The organism is Cellulomonas sp. GTC20042 (assembly GCF_055389595.1).
Map to the genome: position 1 here is coordinate 593,531 of NZ_AP043678.1, position 18,003 is coordinate 611,533.

Annotated in this window: 16 protein-coding genes; 10 read left to right on the forward strand and 6 right to left on the reverse strand. The window is 74.5% G+C overall.

What is annotated here, in order from left to right; all coding sequences use genetic code 11:
• Position 1 precedes the first annotated feature (1 nt).
• The 5 genes from ACZ5HG_RS02770 to ACZ5HG_RS02790 are packed head-to-tail and all read left to right on the forward strand — an operon-like array spanning position 2 to position 4,710.
• Positions 2 to 970 carry a carbohydrate ABC transporter permease gene (locus ACZ5HG_RS02770; protein WP_464180277.1) on the forward strand — a complete coding sequence of 323 codons (969 nt, stop codon included), beginning with the start codon at positions 2 to 4 and terminating at the stop codon, positions 968 to 970.
• A gap of 4 nt (positions 971 to 974) precedes the next feature.
• Positions 975 to 1,850 (forward strand): carbohydrate ABC transporter permease, encoded by an 876-nt coding sequence (locus tag ACZ5HG_RS02775; protein ID WP_464180278.1) that lies wholly within the window; start codon positions 975 to 977, stop codon positions 1,848 to 1,850.
• 37 nt (positions 1,851 to 1,887) lie between these two features.
• Positions 1,888 to 3,072: a glycoside hydrolase family 1 protein gene (locus ACZ5HG_RS02780; protein WP_464180279.1), complete on the forward strand. Its 1,185-nt coding sequence runs from the start codon at positions 1,888 to 1,890 to the stop codon at positions 3,070 to 3,072.
• A 4-nt stretch (positions 3,073 to 3,076) separates the two neighbouring features.
• A complete protein-coding gene (locus ACZ5HG_RS02785) occupies positions 3,077 to 3,439 on the forward strand; it encodes a helix-turn-helix transcriptional regulator (protein ID WP_464180280.1) in 363 nt (120 codons plus the stop codon).
• The gene (locus ACZ5HG_RS02790) at positions 3,436 to 4,710 is read left to right on the forward strand and encodes a type II toxin-antitoxin system HipA family toxin (protein ID WP_464180281.1); all 1,275 of its coding nucleotides are present in this window, start codon (positions 3,436 to 3,438) and stop codon (positions 4,708 to 4,710) included. Before ACZ5HG_RS02785 ends, ACZ5HG_RS02790 begins: the two co-directional genes overlap by 4 nt.
• 2 nt (positions 4,711 to 4,712) lie before the next feature.
• Here ACZ5HG_RS02790 and acs read toward each other — a convergent pair whose 3' ends face one another.
• The 5 genes from acs to ACZ5HG_RS02815 form a co-directional block, all read right to left on the reverse strand.
• A complete protein-coding gene (acs, locus tag ACZ5HG_RS02795; RefSeq protein ID WP_464182081.1) occupies positions 4,713 to 6,704 on the reverse strand; it encodes an acetate--CoA ligase in 1,992 nt (663 codons plus the stop codon).
• 112 nt (positions 6,705 to 6,816) lie between these two features.
• Positions 6,817 to 8,085 (reverse strand): hypothetical protein, encoded by a 1,269-nt coding sequence (locus ACZ5HG_RS02800; RefSeq protein ID WP_464180282.1) that lies wholly within the window; start codon positions 8,083 to 8,085, stop codon positions 6,817 to 6,819.
• A gap of 202 nt (positions 8,086 to 8,287) precedes the next feature.
• Complete coding sequence (locus tag ACZ5HG_RS02805) at positions 8,288 to 9,136, reverse strand: formate/nitrite transporter family protein (RefSeq protein WP_464180283.1); 849 nt, start codon at positions 9,134 to 9,136, stop codon at positions 8,288 to 8,290.
• A gap of 55 nt (positions 9,137 to 9,191) precedes the next feature.
• A complete protein-coding gene (gene rlmC, locus ACZ5HG_RS02810) occupies positions 9,192 to 10,340 on the reverse strand; it encodes a 23S rRNA (uracil(747)-C(5))-methyltransferase RlmC (protein ID WP_464180284.1) in 1,149 nt (382 codons plus the stop codon).
• Positions 10,341 to 10,349: 9 nt separating this feature from the next.
• Positions 10,350 to 11,786, reverse strand: coding sequence for an NAD-dependent malic enzyme (locus tag ACZ5HG_RS02815; protein ID WP_464180285.1), 1,437 nt, complete (start codon positions 11,784 to 11,786; stop codon positions 10,350 to 10,352).
• A gap of 121 nt (positions 11,787 to 11,907) precedes the next feature.
• On the opposite strand from ACZ5HG_RS02815, the gene ACZ5HG_RS02820 reads away from it, so the two are divergent.
• On the forward strand, positions 11,908 to 12,900 hold the full coding sequence (locus ACZ5HG_RS02820) for a Fic family protein (protein ID WP_464180286.1): 993 nt from the start codon (positions 11,908 to 11,910) through the stop codon (positions 12,898 to 12,900).
• 333 nt (positions 12,901 to 13,233) lie between these two features.
• Here the strand turns inward: ACZ5HG_RS02820 and ACZ5HG_RS02825 are convergent, their stop codons facing one another.
• Complete coding sequence (locus ACZ5HG_RS02825) at positions 13,234 to 14,079, reverse strand: HAD family hydrolase (protein ID WP_464180287.1); 846 nt, start codon at positions 14,077 to 14,079, stop codon at positions 13,234 to 13,236.
• Between the two features lie 265 nt (positions 14,080 to 14,344).
• Between ACZ5HG_RS02825 and ACZ5HG_RS02830 the strand changes: the two genes are divergently transcribed.
• The 4 genes from ACZ5HG_RS02830 to ACZ5HG_RS02845 all read left to right on the forward strand — a co-directional run bounded on the left by ACZ5HG_RS02830 (position 14,345) and on the right by ACZ5HG_RS02845 (position 17,881).
• Positions 14,345 to 15,073, forward strand: coding sequence for a CpaE-like family protein (locus tag ACZ5HG_RS02830; protein ID WP_464180288.1), 729 nt, complete (start codon positions 14,345 to 14,347; stop codon positions 15,071 to 15,073).
• Positions 15,074 to 15,276: 203 nt separating this feature from the next.
• Positions 15,277 to 16,410, forward strand: coding sequence for a TadA family conjugal transfer-associated ATPase (locus ACZ5HG_RS02835; RefSeq protein ID WP_464180289.1), 1,134 nt, complete (start codon positions 15,277 to 15,279; stop codon positions 16,408 to 16,410).
• Between the two features lie 359 nt (positions 16,411 to 16,769).
• Complete coding sequence (locus ACZ5HG_RS02840) at positions 16,770 to 17,150, forward strand: type II secretion system F family protein (RefSeq protein ID WP_464180291.1); 381 nt, start codon at positions 16,770 to 16,772, stop codon at positions 17,148 to 17,150.
• 323 nt (positions 17,151 to 17,473) lie between these two features.
• Positions 17,474 to 17,881 (forward strand): type II secretion system F family protein, encoded by a 408-nt coding sequence (locus tag ACZ5HG_RS02845; protein ID WP_464180292.1) that lies wholly within the window; start codon positions 17,474 to 17,476, stop codon positions 17,879 to 17,881.
• Positions 17,882 to 18,003 lie beyond the last annotated feature (122 nt).

The following is an 18,003-nucleotide window of genomic DNA, read 5'->3' on the forward strand; positions in this document are numbered from 1 at the left end:
CATGTCCGCCACCGCCACCACCCGTCCGGCCGGGGGCCCGACCGCTCCCGGCCGGGCGGGGACCCAGCGACCGGCCACCCGCGGCCCGTCGGCGGCACGACGCCGTCGCCAGGGCTACGTCGCCTGGCTGTTCGCGCTGCCGTTCGTGCTGGTCTTCGGCTTCTTCATGCTGGTGCCGCTGGTCTCGTCCTTCGCGATGTCCTTCACGGACTTCACCTCGCGGGACGTGCGCACACCCTTCGCGGTGAACTTCGTCGGCCTCCAGCAGTACGTGGACCTGTTCGGCGACGCGCGCTTCCTCAAGTCGCTCACCGTGACCGGCACCTTCGTGATCATCGGCATCCCGATCACCATGGCGGTCGCCCTGGCGCTGGCCGTCGCGCTGAACTCCGGGATCGGCCGGTTCCGCGCGGTGTTCCGGGTCGGCTTCTACGCCCCCGTAGTGACCAGCATCGTGGCCGTGTCGGTGGTCTGGCGGTACATCCTCCAGCCGGACGGCCTGCTCAACACGGCGCTCGGCTGGATCGGGATCGACGGGCCGAACTGGCTGAACTCGACCACCTGGGCGCTGCCCTCGCTGATCCTCATGGCCGTCTGGCGCAACGTCGGCACGCTCATGGTGATCTTCCTGGCCGGGCTCCAGGCGGTGCCGACCGAGGTGCAGGAGGCCGCCGTGATGGACGGCGCGAGCCCGTGGCGCCGGTTCATCAGCGTCACCCTGCCGCTGCTGCGCCCCACGCTGCTGCTCGGCGCCGTGCTGATCTCCGTCGGCTACCTGCAGTTCTTCGAGGAGGCCTTCGTGATGACCCAGGGCGGCCCGCTCGACTCCACGCTGTCCGCGGCGTTCTACACCTTCGAGCAGTTCGGCTTCGGGAAGTACGGCTACGCCTCCGCGGCGTCCTACGTGCTGTTCCTGGCGATCGCGCTGCTCAGCCTGGTGCAGTTCCGGCTGCTGCGATCGAAGGACTGATCCCATGGCCCTCACCGACACGCCCGTCGACCGCCTGGCCGCCCCGGTCAGGCACCGCCGCCGGTTCCGCAGCGGCCGCGCCCTCACCTACACCGTGCTCACCGTGGGCGTGGCGCTCTGGCTGCTGCCCTTCGTCTGGATGGTCCTCGGCTCGGTCAAGACGCAGCGGGAGATCCTCACCCGCCCGCCGACGATCTGGCCGCAGGAGCCCACCGGCGACAACTTCGCCCGGTGGTTCACCGAGCTCGACTTCCCGCAGTTCTTCACCAACTCGGTGGTCGTCGCGGTGGTGACCGTGCTCGGCAACCTGCTGTTCTGCTCGATGGTCGGCTACGCGCTCGCCAAGATGGAGTTTGCCGGCAAGCGCGTGCTGTTCACGCTGGTCATGGTGATGCTCATGGTGCCCGGCGTGGTCACCTTCGTGCCGCTGTTCGTGCAGGTCACCTCGCTCGGGCTGCTGAACACCTACCCGGCGCTGATCCTGCCGTTCCTCACCCAGCCGCTCGGGGTGTTCCTGATGCGGCAGTTCATGCTCGGCATCCCCGAGCCGCTGATGGAGGCCGCGCGGATCGACGGCGCCGGCGAGCTGCGGATCTTCGCCCGGGTGGTCATGCCGCTGTGCGGACCACCGCTCGCGACGCTCGGCATCCTCACGTTCCTCGGCTCGTGGAACAACTTCCTCTGGCCGCTGGTGGCCGCGCAGAGCCAGGACATGTACACGCTGCCGGTCGCGCTGTCCCTGTACTCCACCGGGCAGAAGGCCACCGACTACGGGCTGCTGCTGGCGGGGGCGGTGCTGATCATCACGCCGATCCTGCTGCTGTTCGTGGCCCTGCAGCGCTACTTCATCCAGGGGGTGGCGACGGCCGGCCTCAAGTGACCCGCCCGCCCCGCACGTGCACGACGGAAGGACCCGCATGACCTCGTACCAGTTCCCCGACGGCTTCCTCTGGGGCGCCTCCACCGCCGCCCACCAGGTCGAGGGCAACAACGTGAACTCCGACTGGTGGGTGCGCGAGCACGCCGCCGGCACCGACCTGCCCGAGCCCTCCGGCGACGCCGCCGACTCCTACCACCGCTACCCCGAAGACATCGCCCTGCTGGCCGGCCTCGGCCTGAACTCCTACCGGTTCAGCATCGAGTGGGCCCGGATCGAGCCGGAGCAGGGGTTCGTGTCGAAGGCGCAGCTCGCGCACTACCGACGGATGGTCGACACCTGCCTGGAGCACGGGCTGACCCCCTCGGTGACCCTGCACCACTTCACGCACCCGCGCTGGTTCGCCCGCCTCGGCGGGTGGCGCAACCCGGACGCCGCCGAGCTGTTCGCGCGGTTCACCGAGATCGCCCTGCCGGTGCTCGGCGACGACGTGGAGTGGGTGTGCACGATCAACGAGCCCAACATGGTCGCGATGACCCGCGGCGAGGAGGGCACCGAGATGACCGCCTCCCGCCTGCCCGCCCCGGACCCGCAGATCACCGACGCGCTGATCGACGCGCACCGCCGCTCCCGCGAGGTGCTGTCCGCGCTGCCGCAGGTGCGCTCCGGCTGGTCGGTCGCCACCCAGGCGTACCACGCGGCCCCCGGCGCCGAGGAGGCCACCCGCGCCTACGGCTACCCGCGCGAGGACGTGTTCCTGGACGCCGCGAAGGGCGACGACTGGATCGGCGTGCAGGCCTACCTGCGCACCTTCATCGACGTCGACGGGCACCCGCTGCCCGTGCCCGAGGGCGCCGAGACCACGCTCACCGGCTGGGAGTACTTCCCGCCCGCGCTCGGCATCGGCGTCCGCAACGCCTGGGAGCGCACCGGCGGCGTGCCGGTCGTCGTCACCGAGAACGGGCTCGCCACGCAGCACGACCCCCGGCGGATCGACTACACGCACGATGCGCTGGTCGGCCTGCACGAGGCGATGGCCGACGGGATCGACGTGCGCGGCTACCTGCACTGGTCCGCGCTGGACAACTACGAGTGGGGCTCCTACGCGCCGACCTTCGGGCTGATCTCCTGGGACCGGGAGACGTTCGCGCGCACGGTGAAGCCCTCGGCGCGCTGGCTGGGGGAGGTCGCGCGCACGGGGGTGCTGACGCACCCGACGCGCTGAGATTATGCACACCATATCGTGCACTAAGTCTCTTAGTGCACGATATGGTGTGCATCAGGAGGTGAGGCACGTGCCAGTGGAGTCCCCGCGGACACGCCGCGATCTGCGCACCCTCGGCGGCCACGTGGCCGCAGGACGCAAGATCCACGGCCTGACCCAGCAAGACTTGGCCGAACGCGCAGGCATCACCCGCGCGACCCTCGCCGCGCTCGAGCACGGCGAGGGCACGCCCCGGATCGCCACCCTGCTCGCGGTCGCACGGGTGCTGGGGTTCAACGAGACGATGGTGGCCGCCGCGGACCCGTTGGCGACGGAGTTCGGTCGGGTGAACGCCGGTCGGGCGGACCGGCAGCGGGTGCGTTCGTGAGCCGCGACGTCCGGGTGCAGATCGATCTCGACGGCGCGGCGGTGCACGTCGCTGATCTCACCTTCGAGACGAACCCCGGTGGGGCGCTGCTCGGCACCACCGTGCGCTACACCAGCACCTGGATCGAACACCCGGAGGCCTACGCCCTCTGCCCGGAACTTCCGCTCGGCACCGGCCCGCAGCGGTTCGCCGGTGCCCGGCCGGTTCCCGGTGCGGTCGCGGACACCGGCCCGGACAGGTGGGGGCGCACCCTGCTCTTCGATGCGGCGCGACGCGAGGCACGATCGACCGGAGGTCCGCTCCCGACCTTCACCGAGGCTGACTTCGTGCTGCTCGCCGACGACCGCACCCGGATCGGAGCGCTGCGCTACCTCGACGAGTCGGGCGTTCCGCTCGCTCCGCCGCGTGATCATCTGCCGACGCTGGTCGACCTGGACCGGCTGGTGCATGCCGCGCGTCGTGCAACCGCGCACGAGGAGCAGGACGACGCGGACCTGCGACTGCTGGTCGCCGGAGGGACGACGATCGGCGGGGCCCGCCCGAAGGTCAGCGTCACGTTGCCGTCCGGTCGGCTGGGGCTGGCCAAGCTGCCCGCCGCCGATGACCGGTGGGACGTCCAGGCGTGGGAGGCGACGACCTTCGACCTGGCCCGAGCTGCTGGGATCCGCGTGCCCGCGACGACGCTGCACCGGACCGGGACGGACACCTCGGTCCTGGTGCTCGAGAGGTTCGACCGCACACCGACGGGGGACCGGGTCGGCTTCATGTCCGCCGACTCGCTGCTGGAGAAGCGAGTGGACGAGGTCGTCTCGTACGTGGACCTGGTGGACGCCCTCGGCGACGTCGCGCGGGAAGCGAGGGGCGAGCGCGCCGAGCTGTTCCGACGGGTGGCGTTCGTACTCCTGATGAACGACGTGGACGACCACATGAAGAACCATGCGCTGCTGCGAGGGCGGCGCGGTTGGATGCTGTCACCCGCTTTCGACATGAACCCGTGGCCCCGATCCTGGCCCGTCCCCTCCACGCCGATCGGCCCGGACAGCTCCACGTCCGCGCGCTCGGTCGAGGAGCTGGTGGAGAATGCCGCAGCGTTCGGGCTCACGCCGGACGAGGCCGTAGGTGTCGTGATCGAGGTCGAGCGCGCGACCCGTCCTTGGGCCGAGGTCGCGGAGCGGCACGGTGTCGAGGACCCCGCCGACTCGGTGCTCGCGTCTGCCTTCGAGGGACCGGAGCGCGCGCAGGTTCGTCGGTGGCGGACCGCGCGGGCCTGACCTCAGTCCTTCGGCGCGGCCAGCCCCTGCGCGATCAGGTCCATCACCGACGAGTCCGCCAGCGTCGTCGCGTCGCCCACCTGGCGGTGCTCGGCCACGTCGCGCAGCAGCCGGCGCATGATCTTGCCGGAGCGGGTCTTCGGCAGCTCGGGCACCACCAGGATCGTGCGCGGCTTGGCGATCGGGCCGATCTGCTTGGCCACGTGCGCGCGCAGCTCGGCGGCGACCTCCTCCGGCGACCCGGCGTCGACCCCGCCGCGCAGGATCACGAAGGCGACGACCGCCTGGCCGGTGGTGTCGTCGGCGGCACCGACGACGGCCGCCTCGGCCACCGAGGGGTGCGAGACCAGCGCCGACTCGATCTCGGTGGTGGAAAGCCGGTGGCCGGACACGTTCATCACGTCGTCCACCCGGCCGAGCAGCCAGATGTCGCCGTCCTCGTCCTTCTTCGCGCCGTCTCCGGCGAAGTAGATCCCGGGGAAGCGGGACCAGTACGTGTCACGGAACCGCTGCTCGTCGCCCCACACCCCGCGCAGCATCGACGGCCACGGCTCGGTGAGCACCAGGTAGCCGCCCCCGCCGCGCGGCACGGGGTGCGCGTCGTCGTCGATCACGTCGGCGGCGATCCCCGGCAGCGGCACCTGCGCGGAGCCGGGCTTGGCGGTGGTGACGCCGGGCAGCGGGCTGATCATGATCGCGCCGGTCTCGGTCTGCCACCAGGTGTCGACCACGGGGGTGCGGTCGCCGCCGATCACCCGGCGGTACCAGGTCCACGCCTCCGGGTTGATCGGCTCGCCCACCGATCCGAGCAGCCGCAGGCTGGACAGGTCGCGGGCCGCCGGGATCTCCTCGCCCCACTTCATGCAGGTACGGATCGCGGTGGGGGCGGTGTAGAGGATCGAGACGCCGTACTTCTGCACGATGTCCCACCAGCGCCCGCGATCGGGGGTGTCCGGGGTGCCCTCGTAGATCACCTGCGTGGCGCCGTTCACCAGCGGCCCGTAGACCACGTAGGTGTGCCCGGTGATCCAGCCGACGTCGGCGGTGCACCAGTAGACGTCGGTCTCCGGCTTGAGGTCGAAGACGTTGAGGTGGGTCCACGCCGCCTGGGTCAGGTAGCCGCCGGTGGTGTGGAAGATGCCCTTCGGCTTCCCGGTGGTGCCGGAGGTGTAGAGGATGAACAGCGGGTGCTCGGCCTCGACCGCCACCGCGACGTGCTGGTCGCTCGCGGCGCCGATCACGTCGTGCCACCAGTGGTCGCGGCCCTCGGTCCAGCCGACGTCCTGCCCGGTCCGCCGCACCACCAGCACGTGCTGCACCGCCTGGTCGCTGCCCTTGGCCAGGGCCTCGTCGACGGTGGGCTTGAGGGCGCTCGGGGCGCCGCGCCGGAACCCGCCGTCCGCGGTGATCACCACGGAGGCCTCGGCGTCCAGGATCCGCGAGTGCAGCGCTTCGGCCGAGAACCCGCCGAACACCACCGAGTGCGGGGCGCCGATCCGCGCGCAGGCCAGCATGGCGATCACGGTCTCCGGGATCAGCGGCATGTAGATGGCCACCCGGTCGCCCGGGCCCACGCCGAGAGACTCCAGGGCGTTGGCGGCGCGGGACACCTCGGCCAGCAGCTCGGCGTAGGTGATCGTGCGGGTGTCGCCCGGCTCGCCCTCGAAGTGCAGCGCCACCCGGTCGCCGTTCCCGGCCTCGACGTGCCGGTCCACCGCGTTGTACGCGGCGTTCAGCCGGCCGTCGGCGAACCAGCGCGCCACCGGGGCGCCGGACCAGTCGAGCACCTCCTGGAAGGGGGTCGACCAGGTGAGCAGCGAGCGCGCCTGGTCCGCCCAGAAGCCGAGCCGGTCGGCGTTGGCCCAGGCGTACACCTCGGGGTGCGCGTTGGCCTGGTCCGCGAACGCCGGGTCCGGCGGGAACCGGCGGTCCTCGGTGAGCAGGTTCTCCAGCCCCGGAGAGGGCTCGGCGGGCGTCGGGGTGGTGCTGTCCAGGACCACGGGCTCCTCCAGCGCAGCGACATCGGTGCGGTCGGCGCCGGCTCGGCGTCTCTCGGCACTCTAGGTAGGACGAACGTCCTACGCCAGGGGAGGGGCCACGCCGGTCTCAGGAGCGGCGCGGGCGCCGGCCGCGGGCGAACGCCAGCCCGGCCACCAGCAGCAGCACACCGATCACGAGCACCGTGCCGGAGGTCGCCGCCACCACCGTCTGCTCCACCGAGGCCTGCGTCGACTCCGTGGCCACCCAGCGCACCACGTCCGAGTGCATCGAGGCCGGCGAGTAGAGGAACGCGAGCCCCACCAGCGTCGCGCCGGCCCCGGCGGTCAGCGGGACCGCCGACGTCCACCGGCCCAGCCACAGCACCACCGCGAGCAGCGCGGCACCGGCGGTCACCAGCACGACGCCCAGCGGGTCGAAGCTGCCGCCCCAGGTCGGCGCCTGCACGCCCAGCACCCGGGCCTGCCCGAACAGCGTCACCCAGACGCCCACCGCGCCGACCAGCAGACCCACGACGACGCCGGCCACGTGCTGCCAGGCGCCGACCCGGCGCTCGACCACCACCGGCGGCGCCACCGGCAGCGGGGCCGCCGCGGTCGCGTCGGGGTGGATCGGGCTGGTCACCGGCTCCGGACCGGTCGCGGTGGCCGAGCCCGGGGGGATCGTGGCGTCCGAGGGGCCGGTGCTCGTCCCGTCGCGCGGGGTGCCGAACGCCGGGGTGCCCGGTGCCGGCGCGGGCGTGGTCGCCCCCGGCAGCGCGGCGGTGGTGATCGCGGCGGCACGGGCCTCGGGACCGGTGAGCACACTGGTCCGGCGGACCGGGTCCGGGTGCTCGACGGTCTCGGGCAGGCCGCGCGCGGGGCTGTCCGACGCCGGACCCGGGGCGGTCAGCGGGGCGTCGAGGGGTGTGCCGGTGGTGCTGGTCGGACGGCCGATCCCCTCCGGCAGCGGGACGGTCGGGGTGCCGCCGGTGGAGCCGCCGGTCGCGCTGAACGCGGGCGACGGGGGCAGCGGGGGCAGCGGGTCCTCCGGCGCGGGCGGCGTCGGGGCCGGGCGCGAGGCGCGGTGGGCGCTCGCGGCGCGGGTGCCGGTGGGGGTGGTCGGGGCGGCGGGGTCGGCGGGGGTCGGATCGGTCTCCGGTGCCGGCTCCGGGGCGGCGGCCGGTTCCGCGGAAGTGGCGCTCGTGGCGCGTCCGGGCACAGGGGCGGCCGGGGGCGCGGCGGTCGTGCTGCCCGGGGTGGTGCCCGCGTCGGTCGCGTCGGACGGCTCCGGCGCTGCCGCCACGGGAGTCGCCTCCGTCGGCGTGCCCTCGTCGGTGCCGGTCGCGGCAGGGGTCGTCGGCTCCTGCCCGCTGTCGCGGTCCGAGGTGCTGGTCATCTCTGCTCCCTTGTCGCGCTCGCCCGCACGGGGGTGCGCCGTGCCAGGGGATCGCGCCGACGGCGTGCGACGCCCCCACCTCGGTCACGTCCGTGCTCGGTACGACCGTAGAGGGCTGCGCAGGCCGTCGCCCGTCGGCGCGCCCGAGATGTCCGGATTCGGGCGATCGGTGCGGGGCGGGCGCGGTCGCCGCCCGCAGGGATCAGTGCGTGCCGACGCCGGCGGTCGCCTGCTCCGGGATCGTCGCGTCGGCGGGCTCCGCCGTCGGGGCGGGAGCCTTCGGCGCGCTCACGGCCGCCACGTTCGCGGCACCGACCAGCAGCCCGCCGCCGACCAGGTTGCCCAGGCCGACGAACAGCACGTTGCGCGCGAACTCGCCGATCGTGGCGTGCGGCACCCCGTCCATCAGGCCGAAGGACAGCGTGGTCATGTTGGCGACCACGTGCTCGAAGCCGGAGGTGATGAACACCATGACGCAGGCGAAGATCACGATGATCTTGGCGACCTCGTTCTGCAGCCGGCCCGCGCACCAGATCGCCAGGCAGACCATGAGGTTGCACAGCACGCCGCGGAAGAACAGCTCGCCGGACGTCGCCTCGGCCTTGTGCTCGATCATCGACGCGAGCATCCGCCCGGACGAGGTGTCCGCGGCGAACACCCCGGACCAGTGCATGATCGCGGCCAGCACGATCGCTCCCAGCAGGTTGCCCGCCAGGCAGGCCAGCAGGGTCCCGCCGGCCCGCGCCCAGGAGATCGACCCGCGCAGGGCGCCCTGGGTGAAGACCATCATCCCGGAGGTCGCCAGCTCGCCGCCGGCCACCACCACGATCGTCAGCGCCACGCCGAACACCAGGCCCTGCACCAGCTTCGTGAACCCCGAGCCCGCGTCCGCCAGCGGGCCGCCGGCGGTGGCCATGATGATCACGCCGATGCCGATGTACGCGCCGGCGAGCATGGTGTTGACCAGGTAGACGCCGGGCCGCTTCGCCAGGTCGGTCTTGGTCCGGGCGGCACCCGTCTGGTAGTCGAGCGCCTCGGTCACGGTGAGCATGGGTCCCAGGGTGCCGGACGTCGGGACCCGACTCATGGGACGAAAGTGCCGCTGCTCAGTCGCGCGCGAGCAGCACCAGCACCTCGTAGTGACCGGTCTGCGGGAACATGTCCAGCACCTGCGCCCGGCGGGGCCGCAGCGAGGGCATCGCCGCCAGGTCCCGGGCCAGCGACACCGCGTTGCACGAGGAGTACAGCACCGTCCGCACGCCCGACCCCTCCAGCCAGCGGGCCAGCGGCTCGCCGATCCCCCGTCGCGGCGGGTTCACCACCACGGCCTCCGGCGGCTCGGCGGCGGCCTGCGCGAAGGCGGTGGCGTCCCCGGCGGCGAACCGCAGACCGGTCAGCCCGGCCTCGCGCGCGCTCTGCTCCGCGCTGGCGACCGCCTCCGCCGAGGTCTCGATCCCGACGATCTCGTGCGCGCCGCCGGCGCCCCGGTCCGCCAGGTGCAGCGCGAACCCGCCGACCCCGCAGTACAGGTCCCAGGCGGTGCGCGGCCCGGCGTCAGCCAGCCAGTCCCGCCCCTGCCGGTACAGCGCGGCGGCGACCTCGGTGTTGGTCTGGAAGAAGGACTGCGGACGCAGGTGCAGGTCGACGTCGTTCACCCGCATCCGCAGCGTCGCCCGCTCGGTGAGGACGATCTCCTCCGGGCCCTCGGTCACCGCCTTGTGCTCCGGCAGCAGGTTCACCGACACCACCACCGCCTGCGGCAGCACGGCCAGCAGCGTGGGCAGGTGCTTGCCGATCCGGGACAGCGCCTCCGTCGAGCGCAGCACGAACCGCACCATCAGCTCGCCGTCCGGCGACTGGGTGACCAGCAGGTACTTCAGCTCACCGCGCCGGGTGGCCAGGTCGTAGGGCACCAGCCGCGCCGTCGTCACGAACGCCGCCAGCGGGGCGAACGCCGCCTGCATCGACGCCGGGTACAGCCCGCAGTCCTGGAGGTCCACGCCGACACCGCCGGGATCGAGGATCCCCAGCGTCGGGGCGTCCACCGTGCCGCCGACCGCCATCTTCGCCTTGTTCCGGAAGTGGCTCGAGGCGCTCGCCACCGGCGGCTCCCACACGATCGCGTCCCCGCCGACCGGCGTCAGCAGGTCACGGCACAGCCGCTCCTTGCCGACCAGCTGCTCCGCATACGGCTGCGCGATCAGGGTGCACGAGAGGCACCGACCGGCGTCGTGGTGGGGGCAGAGGAGCAGCACCGGGCCATGCTACGGGCGGGGCAGGATCGCCACGGCGCCGGTGTCCGCACGCGGCTCGGTGCCCGCCGTCGCCACCTCCACCACCGCGGCAGCCACCGTCGCCGCCACGTCCGGGTGGAACACGCTCGGGATGATGTACGCCGGGTTCAGCTCCTCGTCGGTCACCACCGAGGCCAGCGCCCGCGCCGCCGCCAGCAGCATCGCGTCCGTGATCACGTGCGAGCGCGCGTCCAGCAGCCCGCGGAACACCCCCGGGAACGCCAGCACGTTGTTGATCTGGTTCGCCACGTCGCTGCGCCCGGTGCCCACCACGGCGGCGTGCTGCGCCGCGATCACCGGGTCCACCTCCGGCCGCGGGTTCGCCAGCGCGAACACCACCGATCCGGGGGCCATCGTCGCCAGGTCCTCCCCGGTGAGGATGTTCGGCGCGCTGACCCCGATGAACACGTCCGCCCCGGCCAGCGCCCCCGCCAGCGGTCCGGTGATCCCACGCGGGTTGGTGGTGCGCGCGATCCACTCCAGCTCCGGCGAGGCGAGCGGGCGCCCGGTGTGCACGATCCCGTCCACGTCCGCCACCACCACGTCCTGCACCCCCGCCGCCAGCAGCAGCCGGAGCACCGCCGTGCCCGCGGCACCCGCGCCGGACAGCACCACCCGCACGTCCGCGAACCGCTTGCCGACCACCTTGAGCGCGTTCGTCAGCGCCGCCGTCACCACGATCGCCGTGCCGTGCTGGTCGTCGTGGAACACCGGGATGTCCAGCCGCTCGCGCAGCCGCCGCTCCACCTCGAAGCACCGCGGCGCCGAGATGTCCTCCAGGTTGATCCCCGCGAACACCGGCGCCACCCGCACCACGGTCTCCACGATCTCGTCGACGTCCTGGGTGTCCAGCGCCAGCGGGAACGCGTCGATCCCGGCGAACCGCTTGAACAGCGCCGCCTTGCCCTCCATCACCGGCAGCGACGCCAGCGGGCCGATGTCGCCCAGCCCCAGCACCGCGCTCCCGTCGGTGACCACCGCGATCGTGTTCCGCTTGATCGTCAGCCGACGCGCGTCGTCCGGACGCGCCGCGATCGCCTCGCACACCCGCGCCACCCCCGGTGTGTACGCCATCGACAGGTCGTCGCGGTTGCGCAGCGGCACCTTCGGCTCGATCGACAGCTTGCCGCCCAGGTGCATGAGGAAGGTGCGGTCGCTGACCCGCTCTACGTCCACGCCCGGCAGGTCGCGCAGCGCCGCCACGATCTGCGCCGCGTGCTCCTCGCCGCTGGTCGCGCAGGTCACGTCCACCGTCAGCCGCTCGTGGCCGGACGCCGTGACGTCCAGGGCGGTGACGATCCCGCCGGTGTGCTCGATCGCCGACGTCAGCTCGGAGACCGCTGTCGGGCGGGCCTCCACGTGCAGGCGGGCGGTGATGGACGAGGACACGCTCGGCGTCGAGACCATGGGGACAGTCTGGCCCGGGGTGGCGCGCGGCGCCCGGGACCAGCGACCCGGGGCGGGTGACCTGCGGGGATGCGCGTGCGGAGGTGGGCGGCGGTGGTGGTGCTCGTAGGGTGGCGGCGTGATGCCCGCCATGCCCCGCCGTGGGCCCGACCTGTCCCGGGACCCGCTCGGCCCGCTGCTCGACCTGCCGGGGGTGTCCTCGGCGGTGGACGCGGCGCGCACCGCCTGCGAGGAGCTGCGCTGGCACGAGGCGTTCCGGCGGCGGTGGCGCGAGGTGCGGGCGGAGGCCGACGTGCGGGCCGCGCGGGCCTCGGCGGCGGTGGACGGCGCGCGGGTGCCGGTGGACCTGCTGCGCGGGATCGCGACGGGGACGGTCGACCTGCCCGCGCGGGGATCGACACCTGCGCCGGGCTCGACGATCGCGCCCGGATCGACCCGTGCTCCGAGGCCGGCCGGCACGCCCCGATCGACCGACGGATCGGGATCGCCCGACGGGACCGGGCTCACGGCGGCCGACCTGCACCTGGCCGCCGGCGCGCTGCGCGCCACCACGCTCGCCGCGGGGTGGCGCCCCGACCTCGGCGGGCGCACCGAACCCGTGCTGCCCCCGTTCGCGCAGGTCGTCGCGCGGCTGCACACCGCCGTCGGTGCGGGATGGCTGGCGGACGACGACCTGGGCCGGCTGCGCGGCGACCGGCCCCCGCAGGACCTGCGCGGGCTCGGCCCGGCACCGGTCGGCGACGAGCTCGCCGCGCGCCTGCTGCTGCTCGGCCGCACGGTCGAGACCTCCGCGGCGCCCGCGCTGGTGGTCGCCGCGGTGGCCCACGCCGAGCTGCTGACCCTGCGCCCGTTCGTCGCCGGGAACGGCGTGGTGGCGCGTGCGGTCTTCCGGCTGCTGCTGGTCGGGCGCGGCCTCGACCCCACCGGAGCCGTGCTGCCGGAGGTGGGCTGGGCGGCGTCCCCGAACCCCTACCTGTCGGCGGCGGCGGGCTTCGCCACCGGCACCCCGGACGGCGTCGGCGGCTGGTTGCGCACCTGCGCGCAGGGCGTGCGGGACGGCGCTGCGGTCGGACGCGAGGTCGCGGACGCGGTGCTGGCGGGCCGGCTGGGCTGACGCGGCGCCGTCGCGGCGCCGACGGATCCGACCGGTCCCCGCACCGAACGACGGCGCCCCTGGGGGACGCCGTCGCCGAACGGACGACCACGAGAGTTATCAGGCGTGCACGGTGTCGGCGTCGCCGCGGGTCGAGCCCGGGTCGACTCGTCCTATGCGTGGACGGATCGCGCGTGGGTTCTCTCGGGGTCGTTCTGTTGTGCTGCCCATCACACACCCGTGGCGCGACCTCGGACACCCCTGCGGACGAACTCGCAGGTCGCGTGCTGAGGTCGTCCCAGCCGGCGGACACGGTGTCCACCTGACGACCCGCACGGGGTCATCAGGTGGTCGTCAGCGGTCGCTCGTCACGAGCTGCCGACGGGTGGCACGGATCGCCACCGCGACACCGACGGCGAGCAGCACGACGCCCGCACCGACCACGGTCCACCGCCCCCGTGCCCGCGCCGCAGCACCGGCCGACCGCTGCCGGAACACCACCGTGCCCCAGCCGTGCTCCGCGGCCAGCGCCCGCAGCGCCCGGTCCGGGTTCACCACCGACGCGTGACCCACCGCCGCGAGCATCGGGGCGTCCGTCGCCGAGTCGCTGTAGGCCGCGCTGGCCGCCAGGTCGTAGCCGGCCCGCGCCGCGAGGTCCCGCATCGCCGTCGCCTTCGCCGCTCCGTAGGCGTAGAAGTCCAGCCGACCGGTGTACCGCCCGTCGCGCACCTCCATCCGGGTCGCGATCACGTGGTCCGCCCCGATCAGCGCCGCGATCGGTCGCACCAGCTCCTCGCTCGACGCCGACACGACCACCACGTCCTCGCCGCGCGCGTGGTGCTGCGCGACCAGGTCCAGCGCCTCGCGGAACAGCACGCGGTCCACCGCCCCCGGCAGGCTCGCCGCGACGATCTGCTGCACCCGCCCGACGTCCCAGCCCGCCGCCATCCGGGAGAGCTGCTCGCGCACGCGCTCGGTGCGGTCCTCGGTCGCGCTGCCGAGCAGGAACGCGAGCTGTGCGCCCGTCGACCGCAGCGCCGCCCGGCGGCTGAGCACCCCGCCGGCGACCAGCGGGCGGGCGAACACGGTCGCCGCGGAGGTCGCGATGAGCGTCTTGTCCAGGTCGAAGAAGGCGGCGGGCCGACCGCCGGACGGGCGGTCGGCGGGCCGGATCGGGTCGTCGGTGCGCGGATCGGTCATCGGGTGGCTCCTCCTCGATCGAGGGTATCGAGCCTCGTCGAGCCGTCCACAGGCCGCGCCGCCGTTCGTCGTCCCCAGGCCGGGTCGTCGCGGGGTGCGGACGGTGCGCGCGGGCGGAGAGCCTGCGGGGTGCCGGCGGCGGGAGGCCGTGGTGGCGCGGGGAAGGCCGCGTGCGCGCGGGACGAGGCAGGACGCGGGGGTCGGATGCGGCGCCTACGCGGGACGCGGCACGGCGCGGGTCGAGACGTGACGAGATGGGAGAGCGATGAACGACGACGGGACCGGCCGGGTGGTGGGGGTGCTCGGCGCGCGGGGTGGTGTCGGGGCGACGCTGGTCGCCGCTCTGCTCGCGGCCGCGCTCGCCCGACGTCGGTCGGCCGCTCTGGTCGACCTCGGACCCGGACCGGGGATCGACCTCGTGCTCGGCACCGAGCAGCAGCCGGGGACCCGGTGGTCCGACCTCGCCGGGGCGCGCGGCACCGTCGACCCCGACGACCTCACCGCCTCGCTGCCGCGCTGGTCCGGCTGCGCGGTGCTCGGCCCCGACCCGTCGCGTGCGGGACCTGTGCCCGATGTCGTCGCGCCGGTGCTGCACGCCCTGCGCGCAGCGCACCCGTGGACCCTCCTCGACCTCGGTCGGCTCGCCCCGGCGCGTGACCCGGTGATCGACGTCCCGGCCGAGGTGGTCCTCTCCTGCGACCTGCTCGTGCTCGTCGTGCCGCGTGACGTGCCCGCGGTCCTCGCCGCACGATCGTCCCGTGCGGCCCTGCTCGCGCTCGGCCCTCCCGCCGCCCTGCTGCTCCGCGGCCCCGCACCCGGTGGGCTCGGGACCGCGCAGGCGGCAGCCACCGTCGACCTGCCCCTGCTCGGCACCCTGCCCGCGTCCCGGACCGTGGCCGCCCGGATCGACCGGGGGTACGGCCCCGGCGGTGACCGTCGGTTGCGTGCTGCGGCCGAGCGCGTCGCAGCCCGCCTGCCCCGGTGGCCGGCGTGAGCGGCCCGCGTCCGGGTCGCACCCGTGATCTCGGCGGGGGTGCGGTCGGCGAGCGCGCTGGAACGACCGGCAGTCGGGCCCGCGAGCGAGAACCCCGGTACGGCGACAGCCCACAGGTCGACATCGACCGCCACCCGGCCGGCGGTCCCGGGCTCGCGCCGGGAGCCGCGCACCGACTCGTGCCCGGCCCTGCGCCCGGCCTGATGCCGGATCTGGTTGCGGCGGTGCGCGGACGCCTGGTCGGCGAGGGCGGCGGGATGACCCCGGACCGGGTCGGCGCCGCGCTGCGTGACCTGGGCGTCGTGCTCGGCAGCACCGCCCGCGCGGAGCTCGACGGTGCGCTGCGCGCCGAGCTGCTGGGCGCAGGCCCGCTGCAACCGCTGCTCGACGACCCGGACGTGACCGACGTGCTGGTCAACGGACCGCAGGACGTCTGGGTCGAGCGCGCCGGACACCTCGACCGCACTGATGTCGATCTCGGCGACCCCGGACGCGTGCGCGCGCTCGCCGTCCGACTTGCCGCTCTCGGTGGTCAGCGCCTCGACGACGCCCGCCCGACCGTGGACGCACGGCTGCCCGACGGCACGCGACTGCACGCCGTCCTGCCACCAGTCGCGGACCGATGCACGCTGCTCTCCCTGCGCGTCGTCCGCCATCGGGCCTTCGACCTCGCCGCGCTGGTCCGCAGCGGCACCGTGGCGCCGGACGTCGCGCCCGTGCTGCACGCGCTCGTCCGTCGTCGCGCCTCCCTCGTGCTGTCCGGGGCGACCGGGACGGGCAAGACCACCCTGCTCTCGACCCTGCTGTCCCTCGCCGACCCTGGTGAGCGGATCGTGCTGGTCGAGGAGTCCGGCGAGCTCGTCCCCACGCACCCGCACGTCGTCCGGCTGCTGGTCCGTCGCCCCAACGTCGAGGGCGTCGGCGCGATCGACCTGGTCGACCTGGTCCGCGAGGCGCTGCGGATGCGCCCCGACCGCATCGTGCTCGGCGAGTGCCGAGGGCCTGAGGTGCGCGAGGTGCTCGGAGCGCTCAACACCGGGCACCGCGGCGGCTGCACGACTCTGCACGCCAACACCGCCGCCGACGTGCCCGCGCGGCTCGAGGCGCTCGGTGCGCTCGCCGGCATGAGCGTCGCCGCGCTGACCACGCAGGCCGCCGGTGCGATCGACGCCGTCGTGCACCTGCGCCGGGACGACGGCCGCCGGCGGATCGCCGAGATCGGGGTGGTCGACCTCGACGAACGTCGGTTGACGGTGCTGCCGGCCCTGGTCGTCGCCCGGGACGGCGCCGTCTCCGTGGGCGACGGGTGGCCCGCGCTGGCCCGGTGGCTCGGGTGAGCGGGCGCCGGGGGACACCCACCGGTGGCGACCTCGCTGCCGTCGTGGTCGAGGTCGCCGCCGCGCTGCGCGCCGGGGCCGGTCCCGCCGAGGCGTGGGCCCGGGTGCTCGGCGATCCACCGGCACCCGACGGGTCGTTCTCGCCGGGCGCGCGACCCTGGCCCGGTGCGTCGCCCGCGCCCGGCGGGTCACCGAGCGATGCCGAGATCCTCGCGGCGCTGCGGCGCCGGTGCGCACCTCCTCGGCGGAGCCGAGGACTCGCCGGTGTGCTGCGGCCTCGTCTCGTCGTCTCGTGGTCCGCGCACCCGGGGCAGCCACACCGTGCACCTCGTCCCTGGGGCGCACGGTTCGCCGCCGTCGTGCACCGGGAGCGGGCGGTCGACCCGGGGCTGCTGCGCTCGATCGCCCTGGTCGTCGCCGCGACCCGGCTCGCCCACGTGCTCGGCGCGCCGCTGGCCGTCGTGCTCGACCGCTGCGCCACCTCGCTGGAGGCGGAGCACGAGACCGCCTCCGACATCGAGGCCGCGCTCGCCGGCCCGCAGCAGACCGCCGGGCTGCTCGGCTGGTTGCCGGCGGTCGGCCTGCTGCTCGGGGCCGTGCTCGGAGCCGACCCGGTCGCGGTGCTGCTCGACGGCGGATGGGGCACCGCGGCCGCGGTCGGTGGCGGCCTGCTCACGCTCGTCGGTCGCCGGTGGGTCCGGCGCCTCGTGCGGACCGCACGCTCGGCGGGAGGGCTGTGACCGCGACGACGCTGGGACTGCTCCTGCTCGCGCTGCTCGCGGCGGTGCCCTGGTCCGACGGAGCGGGAGCACGGCTGCGCCGGATCGACGCGTCCCGGGCTTCCGGCCTGCGCCCGCCGATACCGCCCGGACCCGGACCCGAGGATCCCGTGGTGCGAGGACCAGGGGCGGACCGGCGGCGGTCGAGGCCTCCTGACGTCGAGGTGAGAGCCGTGCGGACTGCGTCGAACCGACGCGGGCGCGGACGGCCCGAGTCCTCCGAGCGCGCCCTCCCCGGATCGCGCGCATCCAGGGCCGGCGTCGCCGTACCCAGGACCGTCGACGTGCTCGATCTGCTCGCCACCGCGGTCGAGGCAGGCGTCGACCTTCCGCGTGCCCTGCGCGCCGTCGGTGCGGTGCTCGACGGTGCCGACAGTGCCGCGCTCGACCGGGCCGCGACGGCCCTGCTCTGGGGTGCCACCTGGGACTCGGCGTGGGAAGGGGCTCCCGACGCGCTCTGCCGGGCACTGGCTCCCGTGGAACGGTCGTGGACGACCGGCAGTGCCGGTGCGCCGGTGATCCGGGAGTCCGCTGCGGTCGAGCGCCGACGGTGGCGGCGGGCCGGGCGTGCGGCCGCTGCTCGGCTGGGCGTCACGGTTGTGCTGCCGCTGGTGCTCTGCTTCCTGCCCGCATTCGTGCTGGTCGGGCTGGTCCCGGTCGTCGTGTCGCTCGCGGGGCGGGCTGTCGGCTGAGCGTGCGGCGGGGCAGCGGCGCGCGGCGGGACCGGTGAGCGATGCCGCGACGAGTGACGCGGTGCAGACTCTCGTGCCGAGCGGCACGAGAGCGGTCGCGACGTCAGGCGCCGGTCCGCGAC